The sequence below is a fragment of the Marinilabilia salmonicolor JCM 21150 genome, from assembly GCF_000259075.1.
Lineage (GTDB): Bacteria > Bacteroidota > Bacteroidia > Bacteroidales > Marinilabiliaceae > Marinilabilia > Marinilabilia salmonicolor.
In genome coordinates this window covers 150,001-172,817 of record NZ_AJKI01000040.1, presented here as the reverse complement: position 1 = coordinate 172,817, position 22,817 = coordinate 150,001, and the positions used below count along the sequence as shown (strand labels likewise).

Sequence of the window (22,817 nt, the reverse complement as noted above, 5' to 3'; positions counted from 1 at the left end):
TTAATTAAATATCAGATAATCACAAAATTTTCAAACTAATGAAAAAAGGACTATTAGCACTTTCAATGGTTTTGGGAATCACTCTTCTAGCAGGGTGTAACTCTCAAAAGGCCACCAAAGACGACCTTTCCATCATTCCGTTACCGATGGAAATGAATGCCGGAACCGGCAAATTCAAATTGAATGAAAAAACCAATATCCTTACTTCTTCTGATAATGAAGAGGTTCAGGGAGTTGCCGGATATTTGTCTGAACTTTTATCTCCGGCCACCGGATTTGCTTTCACCGCAGAGTTGGCAACAGAAGCGGCAAAGAACACCATATTTCTGAAACTGAATCCGGAAATTTCAGGGGAGACCGGCGCATATCACCTGACGGTTTCTGATGATCAAGTCATTATCGAAGCCCCTGAATCTATAGGCCTGTTTTACGGAGTTCAGTCGTTGCGACAGCTCTTGCCTGCCGAAGTTGAATCTTCAACCGTTCAAAGCGGGATTGCATGGAGTGTTCCGGCTGTGGAAATCAAAGACGAGCCTCGGTTTCAGTACCGTGGATTACATCTGGATGTTGGGCGTCACTTCTTCCCGGTGAGCTTTATCAAAAAATACATCGACTTGCTGGCCATGCACAAAATGAACAAGTTTCACTGGCACCTCACCGAAGACCAGGGATGGCGGCTGGAAATCAAAAAATATCCTAAACTTCAGGAAATCGCAAGTCAACGAGACGGTACCCTGATCGGACATGGAGGAGAAACCCCGTTCGAATACGACGACCAACCCTATGGCGGCTATTACACACAGGAAGAAGCAAGGGAAGTGGTGGCGTATGCAGCAGAACGTTTTATCACAGTCATTCCCGAAATCGAAATGCCCGGTCATGCAACAGCAACTTTGGCCGCTTATCCTGAACTGGGATGCACCGGAGGTCCTTATGAAGTAATTAAAAGATGGGGAGTATTCCCGGACATCTATTGTGCCGGAGAAGAAAAAACCTTTGAATTTCTGGAAAATGTATTGCTCGAAGTAATGGACATTTTTCCAAGCGAATATATCCACATCGGAGGAGATGAAGCCCCAAAAGACCGATGGGAAGAGTGTCCCAAATGTCAGGCCCGCATTCGCAGGGAAGGATTGAAGAATGAACACGAACTTCAAAGCTATTTCATCACCCGAATGGAGAAGTTCCTCAACAAACATGGACGTCAGATCATCGGATGGGATGAAATTCTGGAAGGTGGTCTGGCCCCCGGTGCCACTGTAATGTCCTGGAGAGGTGAAGCAGGGGGTATTGAAGCTGCAAAGATGGGACACGATGTGATCATGACCCCGAATTCTCACCTTTATCTGGATTACTACCAGACCGACCCGGAAAATGAACCATTGGGCATTGGTGGTTATCTGCCACTTGAGACAGTTTATTCATACCACCCTGTTCCTGATGCTCTCACAGATGAAGAAGCCAAACACATATTAGGCGCTCAGGGCAATTTATGGACCGAATATGTAAAGACTTCGGAGCATGTTGAGTATATGGTTTACCCAAGAGCAGTGGCACTTTCTGAGGTTGTCTGGACACCCAAAGAGAAGAAAGATTACAGCGACTTCCTGCGCCGATTGGAAAAGCATTACAAAAGACTGGATATCCTGGACGTGAATTACTTTTATGAAGTTCCAAAACCATCCTCAAACACAGCAAAAGCCGGTTTTTTGGAATCTACTGAAATATCCCTCAGCACACCACTCAGCAACAGCGAAATTCGCTATACACTTGATGGCTCGGAACCAACGACAGAATCAGCACTTTACACCAATCCTGTGAAGGTTAAAGAAACAGGAGTGCTAAAAGCTGTTACCGTGAAAAAGTCAACAGGTGAAATCAGTGCCCCTCTGGAAATTCCTGTTACCAAAGTGGCCTATACTGACCCGGTAGAGAACATTACCCCGGGATCAGCCGGCTTGGCTTACAACTATTACGAAGGTTTTTTCAGAACTGTGAAAGAAATGGAAGAGCAACAACCGGAAAACACAGGAATTGTAACATCCAAATGGATTCCGGAGGTTGTGAACAGCGGTTCTTTTGGGTTTACCTTCTCAGGTGTTCTGCCCGTTGAAAAAGAGGGCCTTTATCACTTCCATCTTTCGTCTGACGACGGAAGCAAAATGTACCTCAACGAACAGGAATTCATCGATAATGACGGGCTTCATTCCAATCAAACTGTTATTGAACCGGCTGCCTTGAAAAAGGGCCTCTACAAAGTAAAAATATATTTTACGGAAGGTGGCGGTGGATACAATCTCAACCTGAAACTGCAATTCCCGGATGGATCTGTCAAAAAACTCACTCCAGCTGATTTTTTTACTGAAAAATAATCAGGAACAGAAACACCCAAAACAGTTCTGGTTAAAACAGTCTTCTGTTTTGGGCGTTTCTCCTCAAAAACAAAAGTCACTGAAAAATCCCCCGACTGACAGAAAAAATTAAAGCTATGACACCAGAACAAATAACCAGTCAGTTCGCCATAAAAGGAACCGTGGAAGGTATAAAGCCTTTCGGAACCGGACTGATCAACACCACATACAAAGTAAAAACGCAGGAAGACGAACATCCCAACTACCTGCTTCAAATCATCAACCACCAGATTTTTCAAAATGTGCCGGAACTCACACGAAACATTAAAAGAGTAACCGACCACCTCAGAGAAAAACTCGAAGCTCAGGGAATTGACGACATCGACCGGCGGGTACTAACACCCGTTGAGACCCTCGAGGGTGAAGGTTTCTACAAAGATGCTGAAGGACAGTATTGGCGGATGTTTCTCTTTATTGAAGGGGCACGTTCCTACGACCAGCTGACCAACACCAAACAGGCTAATGCCGGAGGACGAGCATTCGGTCAGTTCCAGAGAATGGTTTCCGACTTGCCCGGAGATCCTCTTTACCCAATCATTCCGGGATTTCACAACACCGAAATGCGCATCAACAATTTCAAGGAACGCGTTGAAAAAGACCCCGTAGGTCGCTTGAAAGAGGTTAAAGAAGAAGTTGATTTCCTGATGGAACGCTCCGAAGAATACAAAAAAATTGTTCAGATGGGAAAAGAAGGCAAAATCCCCGAACGAATCGTACATCAGGATACCAAATTCAACAATGTGCTACTCGATGAAAATGATGAAGTGCTTTGTGTTATTGACCTGGACACCGTGATGCCCGGGTATGTCTGTTACGACATTGGCGATGCCATCCGCAACGGAGCCAACACCGGCAAAGAGGATGATCCCGACCTTGACAGAGTAAGCATCAATATGGACCTTTACGAAGGATTCATCAAGGGTTTTTTGCAGGAAACCAAAGAGATTCTTACCCCTGCCGAAAAAGAGACGCTCGCTTTTGGTGCCAAACTGCTGACCTACGAACAGGCAGTGCGGTTCCTCGATGATTACATTGATGGCGACAATTACTACAAAACCGAAAGTCCAAAACACAACCTGATCAGAACCAGGGCCCAGATAAAATTACTCAAAAGCATGGAAGAAAACTGGGATGCCATGCAAAAGATTGTGGAACAACAATAAACTTAAAACGTACGATATTTCTCACATTATGAAGAAAATCACCATTCCATATTTAGATACATCATTTACATCCCCGGAGGAAGTCTCCAAAATCCTTGATAAAAAAGGGATGCAGGGAAAAATTGAAACGGTCAACTGGAAAACCTTTCCATACCGTCCTAAGGTCTCTTTCTCCATGGCATACAACCAGAACAACCTGTTTCTGAAATTTAAGGTGCAGGAGGAGCACATCAGAGCCATGGAAACCAAAACCAACGGAAATGTGTGGGAAGACAGCTGTTGTGAATTCTTCTGTGCCTTCGACAACCGGGGGTATTACAACCTGGAAACCAACTGCATCGGAACCCAACTCATCGGATGGGGAGCCCACAAAGAAGAAAGAACCCTTCTGGCTCCCAGAACCATTGATGCTGTTAAGAAACATTCCACCCTGGAACGCAAAGCAATAGAGCCACAAAGTGGCCGTTTTGAATATCAGTTAACCCTGATTATTCCTGCGGCCACTTTTGTCAATCACCCGGGGATGAAATTTACTTCCGGAATGCAACTCAAAGGAAATTTCTACAAATGTGGGGACAAAACTCCCGAACCACATTTTGTTTCCTGGAACTCCATTGAGATTGAAGAGCCCAATTTTCACCGTTCGGATTTTTTCGGGATCATTGAATTAGCTTAAAAAAAAGTGCAACGCAGGAGGCCTGCGTTGCACTTTTTTTTATAGAATATCACTGGTTTCACAGCGAAACTCATTCCCCGAAAAAAGGAGACTAACTTTTATTCATAATACTGCATATTCTCTTTCGTCACCACATCCAGCGGCAAATATTTTATTTGCTCCACCTCCTTCTTAAACACAAGGTAATCAGCCATAAGCTTTACGCCCCAATAGCCCTGACCATGAGGATTCTGATTTATCAGAAAATCAATAGCACCCCTGTTCAGCAGTTCCCGGTTTTTCAAAAGAAGGTCATAACCAACAAGCTGGAAATGCCCGGACTGATACTTCTGAAGAAAATCGGCAAGTACAAAAGAACGGGAATTGGTTACAAAAAACCCTCTCAAATCAGGGTTTGACTCTAATAGTTTTTGTAAGTGCTGATCAAAACGGGGTTTATCTTCCCAAAAATCCACCTCAGTGCGAATTACTTTGTATCCTACGGACCGAAGATCCTCAAAGTAATCAAGAAATCCCTGTTCTTTGCGGATCAGATGTGTGGAATTGGTTACCTGCTCATCCAGATGGACAACCATAAAGGTTCCGGGTTGCTTACAGCCATAGTGCAATAATCTGCCGGCCAATAATCCGCTTTGATAAGAATCCTGCCCCACATAAGCCACAGGCTTATAGTCAGGGATGTGCGTATTAAAAAGATTAAAAGGAATCCCATCCTGTTTCCACTTACTTAAGAAAGCAAGTGATTCCCGGTAAAAAATAGGGGCCACCAAAATACCGCTGTAATGGCTCGTACTAACTTTCTGAGCTTCTTTCTTAAAAGATTCCGCATCTTTCTGATTAAACAGAAATTTATCAACAACGACTCCATACTGTCGCAGTTGCTCTGCAGCCTCCTCAACACCCTGAAATGGGGCACTCCAATACTCATCATTTCCGGGGTTGGGGATAATTGCTGCAATACGATATTCTCCTGACGACACAAGCGCCCGGGCCATAATATTGGGCTCATAGTCCAGGGCTTCCATTGCCTTTGTGATGCGCTTTTTGGCACCCTCTGAAACCCGGCCCCTGTTATGTAGCACCCGGTCAACTGTTCCGGCTGACACGCCTGCCTGTCTGGCAATATCTTTTATGCGGGCAATCTTTTTCAAAAAGGTAGATCTATAATCTGCCCTGAAGCAATACTCAGATTCAGGACAGATAATTAAAAATTCAATTCCGTATTTTATGTCCTTTCAGGGCATAATAAAGGATATACAAAAACAAGGGAAGACAAAGCCAATATGCATTTTGTGCTCCAAACATATCCTTCAGAAAACCATAAAGCGTTGGTATTAATGCACCACCTACAATAGCAACCACCATCAGTGATCCACCTGCTTTTGTAAAACGCCCCAGGTCGGTCATTGCCAAAGGCCAAATAGCGGGCCACATCAGCGCAGCTCCCAGTGCAATAAGTACCACAAAGAAAATTGAGATTTCCATAGGGGTCAAAACGACCAGCAGGGAACCTGCAATAGCAGTAACGGTACTTACCACCAGGGCTTTGGACTGACTGACATACTTTGGAATCAAAATGATTCCCGCAATATAGCCAACCACCATTCCTACCGGAGCAATCCATGCATACCATTCAGGGTTAGACAACCCAAGACTCTCAGCGTAATCAACCAATGTTCCCAGTGCCACAGTCTCCACACCTACATAGAAGAAAAGGGCCAGAACCCCGAGCAACAGGTGAGGGAATTGAAATACCGAAGTCTTTTTTGCAGCATAAGGACAGTCGTCTGCGCTTTCTTCATCTTCACCCACTGCTTTCACTTCAGGAAGAGGAGAAATCAATGCAATCAGCCCCAAAAGGAGAAAAACCCCAATGATGATATAAAACGGAAGCGTGGTGTCGGAGAAGGTCACCTGATCCACACTTTTCCCGATCACCAATGCCAGGAACAATGGAGCCACCGGCCATGCCAGCTTATTCAGGATGCCCATGATACTCATCCGTTGTGCAGCACTGTCAATGGGCCCAAGAATTGTCACATATGGATTCACGGTTGCCTGAAGAAACGTATTTCCCATGCCGCTGAGAAAGGAAGCTGCCAAAAATAAAGGCAAACTCTCCATTTGTCCGGAAGGGATGTATAAATAAAATCCAATGGAAAACAAAAGAAATGACAAAGCCATGGTCTTTTTGTAACCGATACGGGCGATCACAAACGATGCAGGATACCCGAAAATAAGAAATGCGGAGAAAGTAGCTGCCAGTACCAGATAAGATTCTGCAGAACTGATACTCAACTCACTCTTCAGAAGTGGTATCAGATAACTATTGATTCCCAGGGCAAAACCGATGGAGAAAAACATCATCCCTAATATGGCGAGTGCAACTAACTGTGTGCTGCCTCTCTTTGCAGATGCAATTTGATTACTCATAATAGATTTCTTTCAAGATTTAAAATTTATATCGTCTGAAAGCCTCAATGGCTTCATACTCGGTAAGCCCAAGGCTGTCATACAGCTTAGCTGTCTCTCTGTTCCGGTCTTCGGCACGCTCCCAGAATTCACGTGAGTCAGTACCCGGGAACACCGGCTCGTCTTTTTGTGACTGGTGTTTAAAAATAGCCATTCTTTTTTTCTTGAGCTCATCCGGACTGATAGGCACAGCCATTTCAACATCCTCGATGTCCCATTCCTGCCATGCACCACGGTAAAGCCATACCCAGCAATCTTTGGCCCACTCTTCCTCCTTCACAACTTTGAGTGCATCAAAAATAGCATGCAGGCAAACGGCATGAGTTCCATGAGGATCCTGCAAATCGCCGGCAGCATAAATTTGATGAGGCTTCACCTCTCGCAGCAAATCTACAATAATATCGATATCGGCCTGCGAAACAGGACTTTTTTCCACACTTCCCGTTTCATAAAACGGCAGGTCCAAAAAATGAATATTCTCTTCTTTTACTCCACTGAAACGACTGGCAGCAATAGCCTCTCCCTTCCTGATTTGTCCTTTAATGGCCAAAACAGAAGGATGACTATTCCCATTCCCCGGATTTTCTTTCAGATAACCGGTAATCTCATTATAGAACTTCTCAATATCCGTCTCGCATAGTGACATCTGACGGGAAAGGCCTCGCAGAAAATCCATGTACCTGTGTGCATCATCATCAAATACCGCGATGTTCCCGGATGTTTGATAAGCCACATGGACATCGTGACCCTGTTCTGCCAAACGAATAAAAGTTCCACCCATGGAAATCACATCATCGTCGGGGTGAGGGCTAAATACAATTACCCTTTTAGGGAAAGGTTCAGAACGCTCCGGGCGTGTTTTGTCATCACTTCCGGGCTTACCTCCCGGCCATCCGGTGATGGTTTGCTGCAACAAATTGTGAATTTCAATATTCAAATCATACGCCTTTTCACCCGTCTGAAGAAGTGACTTCAATCCCCACTCTTTATAATCGGCTTCAGTTAGCTTCAGAATAGGCTTCCCGGTTTGCTTAGAAAGCCAGATGAGCGCTTTTTTTCGCATGGTATCCGTCCACTTGCAATCTCCGGTCAGCCAGGGGGTCTCGATTCTGCTAAGTTGAGCCCCTGCTGCAGGATCAACAACAAATAAAGCATCCGGATGATTTTGAAGAAAAGAAGCAGGAAGCTCAGCAGTCACGGGTCCTTCAACCGCAGATTTTACCACCTCCGCTTTACCCTGACCCCAGGCCATCAGGAAGACTCTTTCTGCTTGCATAATAGATTTCACCCCCATGGTTATTGCACTACGGGGTACATTTTCTTTACCGCCAAAATCCTTGGCTGCATCCTCTATAGTTACCTCATCCAAATGAACCAGTCGTGTTTCATCGCCAGCTTGCGATCCTGGTTCATTAAACCCGATATGTCCGCTTCGCCCAATACCCAAAATTTGAATATCCAGTCCACCCAGGGATTTAATTTTATTATCATAGTCGCGACAATATCCCTCTATCTGTTCACGTGACAGAGTCCCATCAGGAATATGAATGTTCTCAGGAAGGATGTCCACCTGAGCGAAAAAATTCTCCTGCATAAACCGGTGATAACTGTTTACATCCTCACGCTCCATGGGATAATACTCATCCAGGTTAAATGATATTACATTTTTAAAACTCAACCCTTCCTCCCTGTGAATCCGGATAAGCTCTTTATACAGTAACAATGGCGAACTGCCGGTGGCCAGCCCGAGAACCGTTGTTTTATTGATTTTATTCTTTTCCTTTATTAATGAGGCTATCTCTCTTGCCACAAACGCTGATCCTTCATCACGATCGCTGAAAACTTTAACCGCCACCTTTTCCAGGTGACTCCTTAATGTTGACTCTGTCATAATGGCTCCTTATTTAATTGGATAATTCTTTTTTCCTGATACAAAATTAATCATTTTGTGTGTACGCACACACAAATTTTAAAAAATTATTTTACAGCCACTTAAAAAACTCAATAACAACACAAAATCAGATTGGTGTGTATAGAACACATATCAAAAGGAAAATTGCACACTCCCGGAAATCATGTATTTGCAAGTTCATTGAAAAATATTATTCCCAACAACGCGACAAACAGACTGATTCAAAATAAATTAAGATATACCGACAAAAAAAATGCAATAACAACCACGATTTTTTTACTTTTTTCATTCCCGAAATTTGCAAGAAGTGAAATTTGATTTATCTTTGCATCCGCATTTGAAAAAGAACATTTCATTTGCGCACCGATATGGTCCCTTCGTCTAGTGGTTAGGACGCCAGGTTTTCATCCTGGAAACAGGAGTTCGATTCTCCTAGGGACTGCTAAAAATATTTGTAACAATTAGCAAGGATTAGAGATGGCAAATCATCAATCAGCAAAGAAGAGAGTTCGTCAGATTGAGAAGCGCAAGCTTCACAATAAGTATTACGCCAAAACGGCCCGTAATGCTATCAAGAAGCTGAGAAGCACTACAGAGAAGGCAGAAGCTGAATCAATGTATCCTCAGGTTACTTCTATGATCGACAAGCTTGCCAAAAAGAACATTATTCACAAAAATAATGCGTCAAACCTGAAATCAAGTTTGGCAAATCACATCAGTAAACTGGCTTAGTATTAAGCCTTTTTATGGTCCCTTCGTCTAGTGGTTAGGACGCCAGGTTTTCATCCTGGAAACAGGAGTTCGATTCTCCTAGGGACTGCTGAGGTCTTTCCTGTTTGGAAAGGCCTTTTTTTATGCTTCTTTTTTTTGTATATTGCATCAACCGTTTACCCCGAACAATCCATTAACCTGCCCAACCCCTGCTCATGAACTTCTATTGTGCCGGGACTTGGTGCCAAAAAAAGAAGGATGGAAGAATATCAAAGAACCAGCATCCGACATTGGGCCATTGAGGATCGCCCCCGCGAAAAACTCATCCAAAAGGGCATTGCATCTCTTTCAAACGCTGAACTTCTGGCCATATTAATAGGGTCCGGCAGCCGCAGAGAATCGGCAGTTGAACTCTCCAGAAAAATCCTGAGAGATGCCCGAAACAACCTAAATGAGTTGGGAAAGAGCACCATTGAATCCTTACAAAAAAGCTACCACGGAGTTGGTCAGGCCAAAGCCATCACCATTGTTGCAGCGCTGGAGCTGGGCCGAAGACGCCAACTGGCCTCCCCCCTCGAAAAACCCCAAATCAGAAAAAGCGAAGATGTCTTTACCCTTATGAGCCCGACACTGGCAGATTTACCACACGAAGAATTCTGGATACTGGTACTCAATCAGGCCAATAAAGTAGTAACCCGCTTCAATATTAGTAAGGGAGGGATTGCCGGAACCGTTATTGATGTACGTCTTATCATGGAAAAAGCACTTTACCAGCACGCTTCTTCCATCATTTTATGTCACAACCATCCTTCAGGAAACCGCAAACCCAGCCAACCGGACATCTCAATCACCAAAAAACTTGCCGAAGCTGGAAAAATTCTTGACATTCATGTATTAGACCATGTGATTATTGCCGAAAACCATTATTTTAGCTTTGCAGATGAAGGTATTCTCTAATGCCCATTTGTTGGAAAAAACCCCATTATATACACAGTTTCATGAAAATTCAACACTTACACAACCAGGAGATAAACCGCCTTAAATATGACAATGCATTAAAAAGATCTTTCAATGCCAATATCTTTGCCTATTCCTGGTATTTAGATCAGACCTGTGACGAATGGGAACTGCTTATTGAAGGAGATTACGAAACAGTATGTCCGATTCCATTAATCCGCAAAATGGGCATCGTAAAGGTTAGTCAACCCCGTATGGCCCCTTTTCTTGGTGTTTTTTCTTCCAATCACCTGCCCGCCGAAAAAGTTGAAGCAATCCTGCACTGCATCCCCTACACCAACATCTCCCTTACACTCAATCACCTGAACCGTATCACTAAATACAACCGTCGAAGAACCGTAAAAGTGCCGGTTCTGGACCTAATCACACCTTACAAAAAAATAAAAGAACGTTACAGCAAGGGGGCAAAAGAAACATTGTTGAAAAATGACGGAACTTTCGTAATGCGCTCCATTAGAAGTGATGAATATATGTTCTTCAGAAGAAGACAAAAGAAAAAAGGAGCCACTGAGGAGATGCAACTCACAAGGATTATGAACTATGCTATCCGTTACAAAAGCGCCGGCATTTATGCCACCTACTCTGCACGTAATGAATTAATTGCAGCGGTCTTCCTGATTAAATCCAACAACAGGCTCTTTCTGTTCGATTGCGTTGAAAACCAGGAAGGGCGACAATCAAAAGGCGTATTTAAGGCCATCAACCACCTGATTGAGAGCAATTGCGAAAGCAACCTCACTCTCGAGATTCCCTTTTCCTGTACTCCCCTCACCTCTCTCATAATGTTTGATCAACATCAATGCCTCAGATATAAAAAAGGATTTTTGTAATGACCAAAGCACCAAATGCTTCTTCATCATCCTCACAAGAGACTCTTGCCGACTATTCAGTTGAGTTGCTACCCCGTACAGAAATCAACATCGACCGTTGGGACAAATGCATCGAAAACTCAATAAACGAAACCCCGGTGGCCTACAGCTGGGTACTGGATTATCTGACACCCGATTGGCACGGACTGGTTATAGGCGATTATGCTGGGGTGATGCCGGTTAAAATATCTTCAAGGTTTGGAATTAGATTAATTCAAATGCCGCATGACATTCACAATCTCGATTTGTTCTCCTCATTGACGCAATTATCCTCACTCAAACATTTGGTATTTAAACATCCTCTTTTTCGCAATTTCCGATTCATCAGTTACAGCTTTCTTCCTGATGTAAGAATGGACTCATCGAATACCATAACAGAAAAATTTCTATCCTTCAGAAACAACTATGAACTTTCCCTGAAGTCAGATTACGAAACTATTTTTTCAACGTTTTCCAAAACTCATCGAAAAAACGTCAGACGATTCCTGAAAGAAAATTTCACCATTGAACATAACACGAATCCCACAGTTTACAAAACATTACAACAACAAAGAGCAAAAGACAAGCCGGAACTTTATACTCCCGAAAGCCACAACGCCAATTTCTCCAAAATGGTACAAACCGCCATCAACCTAAAAAAGGGAGCACTTTATACAGCAACGAAAAAAGGAGAAATTGCAGGTGCCTGCTTTTTCCTTTTCGGCAAGAAACGAATAATCCTCTACCATATCACCAATGCTTTTGGCCGGAAGAATTACGCCACATTTGGTTTGATAAACCATTTCCTTCAAGAATATTCACAACAAAACAAGCTACTCGATTTTGCCGGCTCCGACATTGAGAGTATTGCTTCATTCAATAAAAGCTTCGGAGCTGATCACCTTATTTATCCGGCATTTCAGAAAAACAACCTGCCACTGATTCTGAAATTAGGGAAAAGGGCACATCTTTCGAACAGACTGAAAAACCTCACTTATATGTTTTACAAGTAAAAAACACAGCACTTTTATGATTTTTTGAACCTTAAACATTATTTTTGCATGTAAAAATCGGGAAATGGAAATTAAACTCATTAATGAACCCTTCAGTATCCTTAGCACTTTTGTCGCAGAATTAAGAGATGTCAACATTCAGCACGACCCCCTTCGCTTTCGCAGAAATCTTGAACGGATCGGCGAAATATTTGCACTGGAAATCAGCAAGACGCTGACCTACAAAGAAACTGACATTCCTACTCCACTTGGAACAGCCAAAGAGTGGTTGCCTCAGGAAAAAGTGGTGGTGACCTCCATTCTCAGGGCCGGAGTACCGCTCCACAACGGATTGCTCAATTACCTCGACCGTGCAGAAAACGGATTTGTATCCGCCTTCAGAAAATACACTGACGACGGAGAATTCGACATTCACATCGAGTACATTTCAGCACCCGATCTCAACGATAAAATTGTAATTATGGCCGACCCCATGCTTGCTACCGGGTCATCCATCGAACTGGCATACAAAGCCATTCAAGCCAACGGAACCCCAAAACATGTGCACCTGGTGAGTATTGTGGCAAGTCAGGAAGGTGTGGAGTATATTCAGAAAAAACTGGGAGATGAACCCGTTACATTATGGCTGGCTACAGTGGATGATGAACTCAATGCAAAATCCTACATCGTCCCGGGACTGGGAGATGCGGGAGACCTGGCTTATGGCCCCAAATTATAGCGGGTTCTCACAGTTTTTTCACTTCCGATTCATCAGGACATTCTTTCAGCAGTTCTGCAATGCTTTTATTCATTACCGGATGTATGAAACCGGGCGTTAGTTCATGCAACGGTAACAACGTAAAACGCCGCAAATGAATACGCTCATGAGGAATCGTGAGGTTCGGAGAGGAGATTATGACATTATCATAAAACAAGATATCAATATCCAGAAGACGACCTTCGTAATGAGTGGTCGTCTTTTTTTTACGCCCCATATCACGCTCAATCTGTTGCGTTTTTTCCAACACACTCCCGGCTGCCAAAGTCGTTTCCACAAAAATCACCTGATTCAGAAACCACTGCTCATCTTCAAAGCCCCATGGCGGACTTTTATACATGGAGGAGATCCGTTGAATCAATCCAATCTGTTGTTCAATAAGCCCGATAGCCTGCTGAAACACCTTCTCTGTTTCTCCCCGATTTCCCCCGAGAAGTAGAATGACCGTTGACATAATAATCAGTTGTTTTGTGAAAAGCTGAAGTCTGTCACCTTCAAATAAATTATTTTTTGCAAATTTGTAAAAGAATGACTTTTGAAGAAAACAGACAAGTCTTAAAGCTATTATTTTTACTAAACAATTCCTGTTTTTAACTTAACCTGCTTTACACATAAGACAGGTAAGGTGTGAACAGGCTCAAAGCCTGAAAGCAATAGCCTTGGGCAACGCCCTGGGTTTGGAAGTTGCCTCCAACCCCCTCTCATTATTGGTCGCGAAGCAACCAAAAATGAGAGGGAGTGTGATTTATTTCAATGCAATGTTCAACGATCAAGAAATTACAATCAACAACGAATAAAACGGATAGAAGAAATAATTATTTATTTGTAAATTAAGCATGTTAACTTAAACAGGAAAATAACCCTAAAAAAACGAACATGAAGAAATTTCTTAAGTACACCCTTGCTGTCATTGTAGGGTCAGTGGTTTCCATCACCATCCTGACGCTCGGTTTTTTTATTTTTGTAGGCATTCTTGCAGCTTCAAGTTCGCAGGAAGTAAGCGTTAAAGACAACTCACTGCTTGTGCTCAAACTGGACGGCCCAATTGTAGAGCGAACAGCCGATGACCCTTTTGCACAAATTTTCGCTGAAATTTCCGGAGAAGCCGCCCCAATGGGTTTGAATCAAATCCTTTCGAGCATCAAAAAAGCCGGCCGCGACAACAGAATCAAAGGAATCTACCTTGAGTCCGGCCTGGTAATGGGAGGTCATGCCACCATTGAAGAGATCCGGAATGCCCTTTTGGATTTCAAGAAAACCGGCAAGTTTATCATCAGCTTTGCGCCTGTTTATTCCCAAAAATCTTATTATCTGGCTTCCGCGGCCGACCGCATTTATCTGCCTCCTGCCGGGATGCTCAATTTCCAGGGTATTTCGTCACAACACACCTACTTCAAGAATACCCTTGAAAAACTTGGCATTGATGTTCAGGTATTTCGTCATGGAAAATTCAAGTCGGCCATTGAGCCATTTACACGCACCGACATGAGTGATGAGGCCAGACTCCAGACAGAAACTTATGTGAATTCCATGTGGGATCACATCACACAGAAAATATCAGAAGTCCGGGATATTGCACCGGGAAGGCTCAATGAGATAGCCAATCAGGTGCCCATGTTCCAAACCGATGACTTTCTTTTGAAATCAGGCCTGCTGGACGACCTGAAGTACAAGGACCAGGTGCTCAATGAGCTGAAGGACTCCACAAAAACCGATTACACCAAAGACCTCAACAGTGTCGGCATAAGACAATATGCCAAAGCTTATGTGGCTGACGGTAAAAAAGGCATTGCCAAAAATAAAGTGGCCATCATTTACGCAGAAGGAGCTATCGATGCCGGTCAGGATGGCATCAACTCCGAGGATCTATCGCGTACCATTCGTGAAGCCCGTCGCGATTCATCAATCAAAGCCGTGGTTTTACGCATCAATTCACCCGGGGGTTCCGGCATGGGGTCCGAAATCATCTGGAGAGAAGTGAAGCTGACCGCTGATACCAAACCTTTGATTGTTTCTATGAGCGACCTTGCAGCATCCGGTGGTTATTACATTGCGTGTGCCGCCGATACCATCGTGGCACATCCCAACACGCTCACCGGGTCTATTGGCGTTTTTGGAACCATCCCCAACTTCAAGGGGCTTCTTGACAAAATAGGCATCTCTACCGACGTGGTCAACACCAATAAATTTGCAGACATGCCAGCTCTGACACGCCCTTTCCGACCTGAGGAAAAAGAGATCATGCAGGCTTACATCGAACATTTTTATGACTTCTTCCTGCAACGTTGCGCAGATGGACGACAAACCACCAAAGCAGCCATTGATGAAATAGGCCAGGGACGCGTCTGGAGTGGTGAAAATGCCCTTGAAATCGACCTGGTGGATGTATTGGGCGGAATCGACACTGCCGTGGATATTGCAGCAGAAAAAGCCGGCGTTGCTAATAACTACCGAATCGTAGAGCTGCCGGAAGTGTTGCCTCCATTTGAACAACTGATGAAAGATCTTACCGGCAATGCTTCAGCACACATGAAGTCAGTATTCTTTGGCAACTCAGAATACCTCCAGTATATGCAAACCATCGAAGATCTGAAGGAATCGTACCCCATTCAGGCACGAATTCCATACGAAATCTCTATTAACTAACAATACTATATTATTGCAGAGGGCGCATAAAGTGAAAGACCTTATGCGCCCTTTGTTATCCAAAAGACAGATCAATGCAACGAGCCCTCCGGATTTTGCTTTTCCCATTCTCGCTGATGTATTGCCTGGCAACCTCCATTCGCAACGCACTATACAACAGCGGAATTAAAAAGAGCACCCCTTATCCGGTTCCGCTCATCTCAGTGGGCAATCTAACCGTTGGAGGAACCGGAAAAACACCATTGACCGAATTGTTGATTAAAACCCTGATTCCGGATTACCCCTGCGCTCTGCTGAGTCGCGGGTATGGCAGAAAAACCAAAGGCCCGCTCCATGCAAATGATGACGCAACTGCATCCACCATTGGAGATGAGCCCATGCAGATGAAACAAAAATTCCCCGCACTCACCGTAATGGTGGCCGAAAGACGCATCCTGGGGATGAACCATCTGCTTCATCTAAATCCTCCCCCCAAAGTAGTGTTGCTCGATGATGCTTACCAACACAGAGCCGTATCTCCCGGTCTTTCCATTCTTGTAACAGATTATTTCCGCCCCATCTACAAAGACTTTTGTCTGCCATCAGGCAATCTCAGAGAACCCCTTTGTGGCAAGAAAAGAGCCGACATCATTATCGTTAATAAATGCCCCTGCAACCTGAGTGAAACAGAAAAAACCCAAATCTTACGAAAGCTTAAGCCAACAGCTCATCAACTGGTATTTTTTAGCAGCATAGGCTACGATAAACTAAAACCCCTAAAAGATACCGACACCCTTCCCGAATCGGCCCAGGGAAAAAAGTCCGTACTCGCAATTACCGGCATCGGCAATCCTGCTCCCTTCTTTAATGAAGTAGCCGGTTTTGCCAAAGAATTCGAGAAAATATCATTCCCGGATCACCATGATTTTTCTGATTCCGATTTAAGAAAAATCAACAACAAACTTGCAAAAATGAGCCCTGACTCCATTGTTGTCACCACCGAAAAGGATGCAGTAAGACTCAGGCACAAGAATCTGCCGGCTGACCTATCCGAAAAAATTTGGTATCTTCCCATTGAGTTGAAAATACTCTTTAACGAACAGGACACATTTTTAAAAACCGTAAAAAATTATGTTGAAGAAAATTCAGGAAACAGCAACGTTTCTTAAACAAAACCACAGCACCTCTGCCCGCGTGGGCATCATACTGGGAACCGGACTGGGTGGTCTGGTCAAAGAAATTGAAATAAAAGAAACCGTTTCGTATGGAGACATACCAAACTTTCCGGTCTCAACGGTTGAAGGCCATGAAGGACGCCTCATATTTGGCTCCATTCGCGGGACCGAGATTGTAGCGATGCAGGGTCGTTTTCATTACTACGAAGGTTACGATATGAAAGAAGTAACCTTTCCTGTACGTGCAATGAAAGCACTGGGAATAGACCACCTCATCGTATCCAATGCAAGCGGGGGCCTGAATCCTGAATTTAAAGTGGGGGACATCATGGTTATAACCGATCACATCAATATGTTTGGAGACAACCCGCTGATAGGAAAAAACCAGAATGAACTGGGACCACGCTTCCCGGATATGAGTGAACCATATAGCAAAGCACTTACCCAAAAAGCCCTGGAAATTGCAAAAAACAATGGCATTGAGCTCAAAACAGGGGTGTACGTGGGAACGGCAGGTCCTACCTTTGAAACACCAGCTGAATACAAGTTTTTCAGGGTAATTGGCGGCGATACAGTGGGTATGTCCACCGTACCCGAGGTCATTGTTGCCCGTCATGCCGGGATGACCTGTTTCGGAGTTAGCATCATCACCGACTCCGGAGTTCCCGGACAAATTGTGGAAATCTCCCATGAGGAAGTTCAGGAAGTAGCAGCAGCAGCCGAACCCAAAATGACCAACGTGATTGCAGAACTGGTGGGAACACTCTAGTGAAAAATCAGGATTGCTTCACTAAGTTCGCACCGACGCGACTTTACCGGATATAAAAAGTTGGAGGGGTTGATTTTTGGCAATGCCGAAAATCAACCCCTCCAACTTTTTATATCCTGGAAATCGTCTTAGCGAGCAAGGCGAAGCAATCTATTCTGCTTCGATATCCGGATAAAGAAAGTCGTTAAAAGGGAACCGGGTGACATGAATTTTCACCACTTCACGATACAACAGCTCTCTGAACTCCTCAAAATTGGTCTTTTCCTTTGCTGAAATAAAAATGCTTTTAGTATCCCTGGCCATCCAACTCTCTTTCAAATCATCCAAAGAGTAATTCTCCCGTGTTTCCGGAGTTAGATCGTCCTCCTCCTTTTCCGTATAGGTAAAAGCATCCACCTTATTAAAAACCATAACCATGGGCTTTTCCCGTTCATCAATTTCGTGAAGTGTTTTGTTTACCACTTCAATCTGCTGCTCAAAACCGGGATGTGAAATATCCACCACATGCAGTAAAATATCAGCCTCACGCACCTCATCAAGAGTCGATTTGAACGATTCTACCAGGTGGTGGGGCAATTTCCGGATAAAACCTACGGTATCTGCCAGAAGAAACGGCAGATTGCCCACCACTACCTTACGAACAGTGGTATCAAGGGTCGCAAAAAGTTTATTCTCGGCAAACACCTCACTCTTGGCAAGCGTATTCATCAGTGTACTTTTACCCACGTTGGTATATCCGACCAAAGCCACCCGCACAAGTTTACCACGATTCTTGCGCTGAGTGGCCATTTGACGATCAATCTTCTGAAGGTCATTTTTAAGCTTGGAGATTTTATCGCGGATAATCCGACGGTCCGTTTCAATCTCTTTCTCTCCCGGTCCGCGCATTCCAATACCCCCACGTTGTCTCTCCAGGTGTGTCCACATGCGGGTAAGGCGTGGCAGCAGGTATTGATATTGAGCAAGCTCAACCTGTGTTTTTGCATGCGCAGTACGTGCCCTGCGTGCAAAAATATCGAGAATCAGATTTGTCCGGTCAAGAATGCGTCTTCTGAAAGCCCCTTCCAGGTTCCTCAACTGGGAAGGAGTCAGTTCATCATCAAATATAATGGAGTCAACATCTTCATGTACTTTCACATACTCCACAATCTCTTCCAACTTTCCGCTTCCCACAAAATACCGTTTATCGGGCATGGGAAGCGACTGCACAAAACGTTTCACAGGGATAGCACCTGCCGTTTCAGCCAAAAAAGCCAGTTCATCAAGATACTCCTCCACCTCCCGGTCAGATACATCAGGAGTACGAATGGCCACTAAAACAACTTTTTCAAGTTCTTTTTCTGTCGATATCAGATCGTTCATAGTATTGTGCAATATTTACAGATGCAAAAGTAATTGATTTACATCAAAAAGAAGAGGAAAAAACCTTCTTCAGCAATGCAAAAAAACAAAATTAAAAAAGCCCGGCAGAACCGGGCTTTTTCATATTTTAAAACTTTTTAATGCTATTATTGAAGCACAAAGTTGATGGGTACAGTGTAAGATACTCTTACCGATTTACCCCTTTGCTTACCGGGCTTCCATTTGGGCATACTCTTAACAACCCGGATAGCTTCCTTGTCAAGACTCGGGTCAACACCACGGGCAATCTGAACATCTGTTACAGAACCATCGGTGTTAATTACGAACTTCACATACACACGTCCCTGAATTCCGTTTTCCTGAGCAATCACAGGATAATCTACGGAAGTTGCAAGATACTTGTGTAACGCAGCATCTCCGCCGGGAAACTCAGGCATGTCTTCCACAATAAAGAAAACCGGAGCTTCTTCCTCTTCTTCATCAGTTTCCATGTCGGAAAAGTCAACTTCCATCTCCTCGGTAGCCTCGGTATCTTCAATAACCAGCTCCTCCTCAAGTTCCACGTCGTCTTCCACGATATTCAATACATCTGTCACTTTCGGTGGTGGCGGCGGCGGCGGTGGTTTCACTTCTTCCTGGGTGGTGATCGGAATGATCTCCTCCTCTACTTCCTCTTCTTCAATCTTAAACCCTTCATTGACACCTGCATCGGTTGATGTCCATTCAAAGGCGATGAAAACCAGAGAAAGCACCACAACAAGTCCAATCTGCATAAAGACTGACTTTTTGCTTTCCAAATCTGCTTTGGGCGACTTTTTTACTTCCATAATAAAAATCGAATTTTGGTGCCTAAAATTTAATGTCTCTTACTGCTTTTCAATGTTCCAAAATCTAACGAACAAAAGTCGTCTTTCATTTTGAGAGGCTAAAAATAGGATTTTATAATCAAACCCAAGCAATTTTAACGGTTCTTTTTAATCATTCAAAAGAACAAAACCTCTGAAAGAATTCCTTTTACAGCTAAATCTCAACACCTTAACAGCAAATACGCAACAAAAACCAATCCAAACCACATTTTTTTCGAAAATCCTTTGGCCAGTTTCCCGATTTTCATTTATATTTGCAATTCGAAAACCGGGGGTGTAGCTCAGTTGGCTAGAGCGCGTGACTGGCAGTCACGAGGTCAGGGGTTCGACTCCCCTCATCTCCACGTTTGTTATACTAATATACGAAGAACCGGACAGAACGTCCGGTTTTTTTGTTTTTATTAATATCATTTTCAGAAAGTTTAACACCGTGTCTTTCGGTTGTTAAATGTAAGCCTTAAATTTGTCTCTCCAACAACAAGCATCAATCACCGGCTATTACAGACACCAACGATAGCTCAATTATTCAGGAAATACAGATGACAGACAACTCAGGTAAAATCATAAAAAGTATTAACCCCAGTAAGATAATCCTGCCAATTCTTATAGGATTATCGGTAACCGGTTTTTTGCTTTACCGGGAATTTGAGCCAGGCAGCTTTAGCTTTGTAAGGTTTACTTTCTGGTCTGTCTTCTGGTTATTGGTATCCTTTCTGCTGATGGCAGTCAGAGATTTTGGCTACATGCTGCGAATTCGGATTCTTACCAACAATGAATTATCGTGGAAGAAGGTTTTCAACATTATTATGCTTTGGGAGTTCACCTCCGCCATTACCCCCTCAGCCATTGGAGGTACCAGCGTAGCCATATTTTTCCTAAACAAAGAAGGAGTCCGGTTGGGAAGAAGTACGGCAGTGGTGATGGTCACCTCTTTTCTCGATGAGCTCTATTTTATTCTCACCTTTCCAATCATATTATTACTGCTCGGGCGTTCCGACATTTTTATTCTGGATGCTGCCGACGCCGCCCTTCCATGGTACAAAAACAACTTTTTCCTGCTTGCCATGGGTGGTTATTCTATTAAACTACTCTACACGCTCATTCTGAGCTACGGTTTGTTCATCAATCCACGCGGATTAAAATGGCTGCTTCTGATGATTTTCAAATTGCCCATCATCCGCAAGTGGCGTCCACAGGCCAACGAATCGGGCACCGACCTTATTCAGACATCCAAGGAATTCAGTGGCTGGCCATTATCAAAATGGATAAAAGCATTCGCAGCAACATTTTTCAGCTGGACCTCCCGCTATTGGGTGGTGAACACCCTTATCATAACCTTCCTGGGAATAAAGTGGCTCAACTGGGAGGATCACTTCCATGTTTTTGCCAAGCAACTGGTTATGTGGATCATGATGCTTATCAGCCCCACTCCGGGAGGTAGCGGATTTGCCGAATATGTATTCAAAGAATTTCTTGCGGCTTTTATTCCCGTGGGAACAGGAATTGCCATGGCCTTTATGTGGCGTATGGTAAGCTATTACCCATACCTGATTTTTGGAACATTTATGGTGCCACGCTGGATAAGAAGACACTTCCTGAGCCGGAAAGTGAAATAATAATTCAGGACTCTCTTTCGTTTCTATCATACATCATTAACATTTGACCAACAACACGGTTTTTGTGATTAATCAAATGATTATAAAATCATTATGGTTGTAACTTGCATTTGACCAATTACGAGTTATTTGCAAAAACCGCCCGGCAGATCGTGACACTCTCCGAAATGAAGAATCACAACAGTCTGTAATCGCTATTTTTCCGGGCCAATACTGAAATGTCAATCATATGTATGACAGTCAACAATCAACGAGAGAGCGCCTTTACAAACATCAAACTTCAGCCTTGGAAAAATGGCTGACCCATTTTCCCATAATGCTCTTCAGCTTTCTGATTTTCTTTTTTAGCGGTGCCTGCAATACAGCAAAAGAAACCGATAAAGAAGAGGACCCGGACATGATTATTTATTGTGAAAACGGAATCCTGGCTCCTGTTCTGGAAATTGTGCAGGAATATGAAGACAGTACAGGTCTCAACATCAGCATTCAGAACGATTGTGCCCGAAATCTCATTAATCTTATCCATTACCGGCGTGAAGCCGACATATTCATTCCTGACTCCCGGGAAGCGCTTAATAAAATTCTGGCAGCATCACCGGAAATGATTTCAGACTCAGTATATTTAGGAAATCAAACCCTGGTATTCATCATACCAAGAAAAAACCCACTGAAACTTTCCGGAGCATTAGAATCTCTTACAACTCCCGAGAACGGAATTATTTTAGCCAATCCTGAAAGCAGCACACTTGGATTTTCCAGCGGAATACTCCTGCGAAAGCATCTGTTGTATGATCAGGTTATGAATTCGGTGCTTTTTCTGACCGTTGATTCCAGAAGTCTGGTAAGGAATATTGCATCCAATCATGCATCTCTGGCCATTGCCTGGGAGTCGGACTACCTCACAAACAGCATCAGAACACAGGTGGACACCCTCTCAATACAGTCGCCACACAAAAGCTTTCCTGCAGTGGCAGTGTTGCTAAACACGGGAAGCCATAAAAAAAATGCACTGCAGTTTCTTTCAATCCTGAATCAGGAAAATGCTCGGAAAATTTTTGAAAAGTATGGAATTCGCCAACCAATATGATTTTTAGAGTCCGTATCTTTATTTTCACATGTTAATTCCCTATCTTGAGCATGCATTTAATTAGTGTATTCCCTTAAAGAATCACTTGCTTCGCATCATTGCTGCCAAAATACTCCTTATCGGAGAGTAAACTGCTCTTTTGGCGGTTTGCGCCACCGCTAAAGCTTTAGGCGGCACGCGGTCGCAAACATTGCAAATGGACTTTGGGAATCAGACACATAACAAAAACTTAATTTATCGACGAGCACGAAGCATACTTTGTAAGAAACCATCAATTGTTAACATCCGACAAGTTCAACAAAGTGCATTGTCCGGGGCGTTAACACCTGCTTGCAAT

General features: G+C 43.7%; 19 protein-coding genes and 3 tRNA genes. 16 read left to right on the top strand and 6 right to left on the bottom strand.

Annotated features, from left to right (window positions below; translation table 11 throughout):
• Positions 1 to 38 precede the first annotated feature (38 nt).
• The 3 genes from W7W_RS0117105 (at position 39) to W7W_RS0117095 (ending at position 4,250) form a co-directional block, all read left to right on the top strand.
• Complete coding sequence (locus W7W_RS0117105; protein WP_025006853.1) at positions 39 to 2,372, top strand: family 20 glycosylhydrolase; 2,334 nt, start codon at positions 39 to 41, stop codon at positions 2,370 to 2,372.
• Between the two features lie 116 nt (positions 2,373 to 2,488).
• The gene (locus W7W_RS0117100) at positions 2,489 to 3,574 is read left to right on the top strand and encodes a phosphotransferase enzyme family protein (protein ID WP_010664891.1); all 1,086 of its coding nucleotides are present in this window, start codon (positions 2,489 to 2,491) and stop codon (positions 3,572 to 3,574) included.
• Positions 3,575 to 3,602: 28 nt separating this feature from the next.
• Positions 3,603 to 4,250: a carbohydrate-binding family 9-like protein gene (locus tag W7W_RS0117095; protein WP_025006851.1), complete on the top strand. Its 648-nt coding sequence runs from the start codon at positions 3,603 to 3,605 to the stop codon at positions 4,248 to 4,250.
• Between the two features lie 98 nt (positions 4,251 to 4,348).
• Here the strand turns inward: W7W_RS0117095 and W7W_RS0117090 are convergent, their stop codons facing one another.
• The 3 genes from W7W_RS0117090 to nagB all read right to left on the bottom strand — a co-directional run bounded on the left by W7W_RS0117090 (position 4,349) and on the right by nagB (position 8,613).
• Complete coding sequence (locus tag W7W_RS0117090; protein WP_010664889.1) at positions 4,349 to 5,401, bottom strand: substrate-binding domain-containing protein; 1,053 nt, start codon at positions 5,399 to 5,401, stop codon at positions 4,349 to 4,351.
• 61 nt (positions 5,402 to 5,462) lie between these two features.
• Complete coding sequence (gene gluP, locus W7W_RS0117085; RefSeq protein ID WP_010664888.1) at positions 5,463 to 6,683, bottom strand: glucose/galactose MFS transporter; 1,221 nt, start codon at positions 6,681 to 6,683, stop codon at positions 5,463 to 5,465.
• A 19-nt stretch (positions 6,684 to 6,702) separates the two neighbouring features.
• On the bottom strand, positions 6,703 to 8,613 hold the full coding sequence (gene nagB, locus W7W_RS0117080) for a glucosamine-6-phosphate deaminase (protein ID WP_010664887.1): 1,911 nt from the start codon (positions 8,611 to 8,613) through the stop codon (positions 6,703 to 6,705).
• A gap of 391 nt (positions 8,614 to 9,004) precedes the next feature.
• Here nagB and W7W_RS0117070 point away from each other — a divergent pair.
• The 7 genes from W7W_RS0117070 to upp all read left to right on the top strand — a co-directional run bounded on the left by W7W_RS0117070 (position 9,005) and on the right by upp (position 12,941).
• Positions 9,005 to 9,076 (top strand) — tRNA-Glu (locus W7W_RS0117070).
• A gap of 35 nt (positions 9,077 to 9,111) precedes the next feature.
• Positions 9,112 to 9,366: a 30S ribosomal protein S20 gene (gene rpsT / locus W7W_RS0117065; RefSeq protein WP_010664886.1), complete on the top strand. Its 255-nt coding sequence runs from the start codon at positions 9,112 to 9,114 to the stop codon at positions 9,364 to 9,366.
• Positions 9,367 to 9,382: 16 nt separating this feature from the next.
• A tRNA-Glu gene (locus tag W7W_RS0117060) sits at positions 9,383 to 9,454 on the top strand.
• Between the two features lie 149 nt (positions 9,455 to 9,603).
• Positions 9,604 to 10,302, top strand: coding sequence for a RadC family protein (gene radC, locus W7W_RS0117055; protein WP_010664885.1), 699 nt, complete (start codon positions 9,604 to 9,606; stop codon positions 10,300 to 10,302).
• Between the two features lie 41 nt (positions 10,303 to 10,343).
• The gene (locus W7W_RS0117050) at positions 10,344 to 11,192 is read left to right on the top strand and encodes a hypothetical protein (RefSeq protein ID WP_010664884.1); all 849 of its coding nucleotides are present in this window, start codon (positions 10,344 to 10,346) and stop codon (positions 11,190 to 11,192) included.
• Positions 11,192 to 12,223 carry a hypothetical protein gene (locus tag W7W_RS0117045; protein ID WP_010664883.1) on the top strand — a complete coding sequence of 344 codons (1,032 nt, stop codon included), beginning with the start codon at positions 11,192 to 11,194 and terminating at the stop codon, positions 12,221 to 12,223. The genes W7W_RS0117050 and W7W_RS0117045 overlap by 1 nt, the downstream gene beginning before the upstream one ends.
• A 64-nt stretch (positions 12,224 to 12,287) precedes the next feature.
• The gene (gene upp, locus W7W_RS0117040; protein WP_010664882.1) at positions 12,288 to 12,941 is read left to right on the top strand and encodes a uracil phosphoribosyltransferase; all 654 of its coding nucleotides are present in this window, start codon (positions 12,288 to 12,290) and stop codon (positions 12,939 to 12,941) included.
• Positions 12,942 to 12,948: 7 nt separating this feature from the next.
• Here the strand turns inward: upp and folK are convergent, their stop codons facing one another.
• Positions 12,949 to 13,434 carry a 2-amino-4-hydroxy-6-hydroxymethyldihydropteridine diphosphokinase gene (gene folK / locus W7W_RS0117035; RefSeq protein WP_010664881.1) on the bottom strand — a complete coding sequence of 162 codons (486 nt, stop codon included), beginning with the start codon at positions 13,432 to 13,434 and terminating at the stop codon, positions 12,949 to 12,951.
• Between the two features lie 422 nt (positions 13,435 to 13,856).
• Here folK and sppA point away from each other — a divergent pair, with 422 nt between their 5' ends.
• The 3 genes from sppA to W7W_RS0117020 all read left to right on the top strand — a co-directional run bounded on the left by sppA (position 13,857) and on the right by W7W_RS0117020 (position 17,549).
• A complete protein-coding gene (sppA, locus tag W7W_RS0117030; RefSeq protein WP_010664880.1) occupies positions 13,857 to 15,626 on the top strand; it encodes a signal peptide peptidase SppA in 1,770 nt (589 codons plus the stop codon).
• Positions 15,627 to 15,700: 74 nt separating this feature from the next.
• Positions 15,701 to 16,774: a tetraacyldisaccharide 4'-kinase gene (gene lpxK, locus W7W_RS0117025; protein ID WP_010664879.1), complete on the top strand. Its 1,074-nt coding sequence runs from the start codon at positions 15,701 to 15,703 to the stop codon at positions 16,772 to 16,774.
• On the top strand, positions 16,737 to 17,549 hold the full coding sequence (locus tag W7W_RS0117020; RefSeq protein WP_010664878.1) for a purine-nucleoside phosphorylase: 813 nt from the start codon (positions 16,737 to 16,739) through the stop codon (positions 17,547 to 17,549). Before lpxK ends, W7W_RS0117020 begins: the two co-directional genes overlap by 38 nt.
• Before the next feature lie 150 nt (positions 17,550 to 17,699).
• Here W7W_RS0117020 and hflX read toward each other — a convergent pair whose 3' ends face one another.
• Positions 17,700 to 18,911, bottom strand: coding sequence for a GTPase HflX (gene hflX, locus W7W_RS0117015; protein ID WP_010664877.1), 1,212 nt, complete (start codon positions 18,909 to 18,911; stop codon positions 17,700 to 17,702).
• A gap of 146 nt (positions 18,912 to 19,057) precedes the next feature.
• Positions 19,058 to 19,738 (bottom strand): energy transducer TonB, encoded by a 681-nt coding sequence (locus W7W_RS0117005; RefSeq protein WP_010664876.1) that lies wholly within the window; start codon positions 19,736 to 19,738, stop codon positions 19,058 to 19,060.
• Positions 19,739 to 20,047: 309 nt separating this feature from the next.
• Here W7W_RS0117005 and W7W_RS0116995 point away from each other — a divergent pair.
• The 3 genes from W7W_RS0116995 to W7W_RS0116985 all read left to right on the top strand — a co-directional run bounded on the left by W7W_RS0116995 (position 20,048) and on the right by W7W_RS0116985 (position 22,480).
• A tRNA-Ala gene (locus W7W_RS0116995) sits at positions 20,048 to 20,121 on the top strand.
• A gap of 195 nt (positions 20,122 to 20,316) precedes the next feature.
• The gene (locus tag W7W_RS0116990; RefSeq protein WP_010664875.1) at positions 20,317 to 21,393 is read left to right on the top strand and encodes a lysylphosphatidylglycerol synthase transmembrane domain-containing protein; all 1,077 of its coding nucleotides are present in this window, start codon (positions 20,317 to 20,319) and stop codon (positions 21,391 to 21,393) included.
• A gap of 229 nt (positions 21,394 to 21,622) precedes the next feature.
• Positions 21,623 to 22,480 (top strand): substrate-binding domain-containing protein, encoded by an 858-nt coding sequence (locus tag W7W_RS0116985; protein ID WP_010664874.1) that lies wholly within the window; start codon positions 21,623 to 21,625, stop codon positions 22,478 to 22,480.
• Positions 22,481 to 22,817: the final 337 nt, after the last annotated feature.

What these genes read in the sequence shown, in the direction of transcription:
- radC (WP_010664885.1), top strand. Translation starts at nt 9,604, where the DNA reads ATGGAAGAATATCAAAGAACCAGCATCCGACATTGGGCCATTGAGGAT.
- W7W_RS0117095 (WP_025006851.1), top strand. Translation starts at nt 3,603, where the DNA reads ATGAAGAAAATCACCATTCCATATTTAGATACATCATTTACATCCCCG.
- W7W_RS0116990 (WP_010664875.1), top strand. Translation starts at nt 20,317, where the DNA reads ATGACAGACAACTCAGGTAAAATCATAAAAAGTATTAACCCCAGTAAG.
- gluP (WP_010664888.1), bottom strand. Translation starts at nt 6,683, where the DNA reads ATGAGTAATCAAATTGCATCTGCAAAGAGAGGCAGCACACAGTTAGTT.
- W7W_RS0117050 (WP_010664884.1), top strand. Translation starts at nt 10,344, where the DNA reads ATGAAAATTCAACACTTACACAACCAGGAGATAAACCGCCTTAAATAT.
- W7W_RS0117020 (WP_010664878.1), top strand. Translation starts at nt 16,737, where the DNA reads ATGTTGAAGAAAATTCAGGAAACAGCAACGTTTCTTAAACAAAACCAC.
- W7W_RS0117105 (WP_025006853.1), top strand. Translation starts at nt 39, where the DNA reads ATGAAAAAAGGACTATTAGCACTTTCAATGGTTTTGGGAATCACTCTT.
- upp (WP_010664882.1), top strand. Translation starts at nt 12,288, where the DNA reads ATGGAAATTAAACTCATTAATGAACCCTTCAGTATCCTTAGCACTTTT.
- W7W_RS0116985 (WP_010664874.1), top strand. Translation starts at nt 21,623, where the DNA reads ATGTATGACAGTCAACAATCAACGAGAGAGCGCCTTTACAAACATCAA.
- folK (WP_010664881.1), bottom strand. Translation starts at nt 13,434, where the DNA reads ATGTCAACGGTCATTCTACTTCTCGGGGGAAATCGGGGAGAAACAGAG.
- W7W_RS0117005 (WP_010664876.1), bottom strand. Translation starts at nt 19,738, where the DNA reads ATGGAAGTAAAAAAGTCGCCCAAAGCAGATTTGGAAAGCAAAAAGTCA.
- rpsT (WP_010664886.1), top strand. Translation starts at nt 9,112, where the DNA reads ATGGCAAATCATCAATCAGCAAAGAAGAGAGTTCGTCAGATTGAGAAG.
- hflX (WP_010664877.1), bottom strand. Translation starts at nt 18,911, where the DNA reads ATGAACGATCTGATATCGACAGAAAAAGAACTTGAAAAAGTTGTTTTA.
- W7W_RS0117100 (WP_010664891.1), top strand. Translation starts at nt 2,489, where the DNA reads ATGACACCAGAACAAATAACCAGTCAGTTCGCCATAAAAGGAACCGTG.
- W7W_RS0117045 (WP_010664883.1), top strand. Translation starts at nt 11,192, where the DNA reads ATGACCAAAGCACCAAATGCTTCTTCATCATCCTCACAAGAGACTCTT.
- lpxK (WP_010664879.1), top strand. Translation starts at nt 15,701, where the DNA reads ATGCAACGAGCCCTCCGGATTTTGCTTTTCCCATTCTCGCTGATGTAT.
- nagB (WP_010664887.1), bottom strand. Translation starts at nt 8,613, where the DNA reads ATGACAGAGTCAACATTAAGGAGTCACCTGGAAAAGGTGGCGGTTAAA.
- sppA (WP_010664880.1), top strand. Translation starts at nt 13,857, where the DNA reads ATGAAGAAATTTCTTAAGTACACCCTTGCTGTCATTGTAGGGTCAGTG.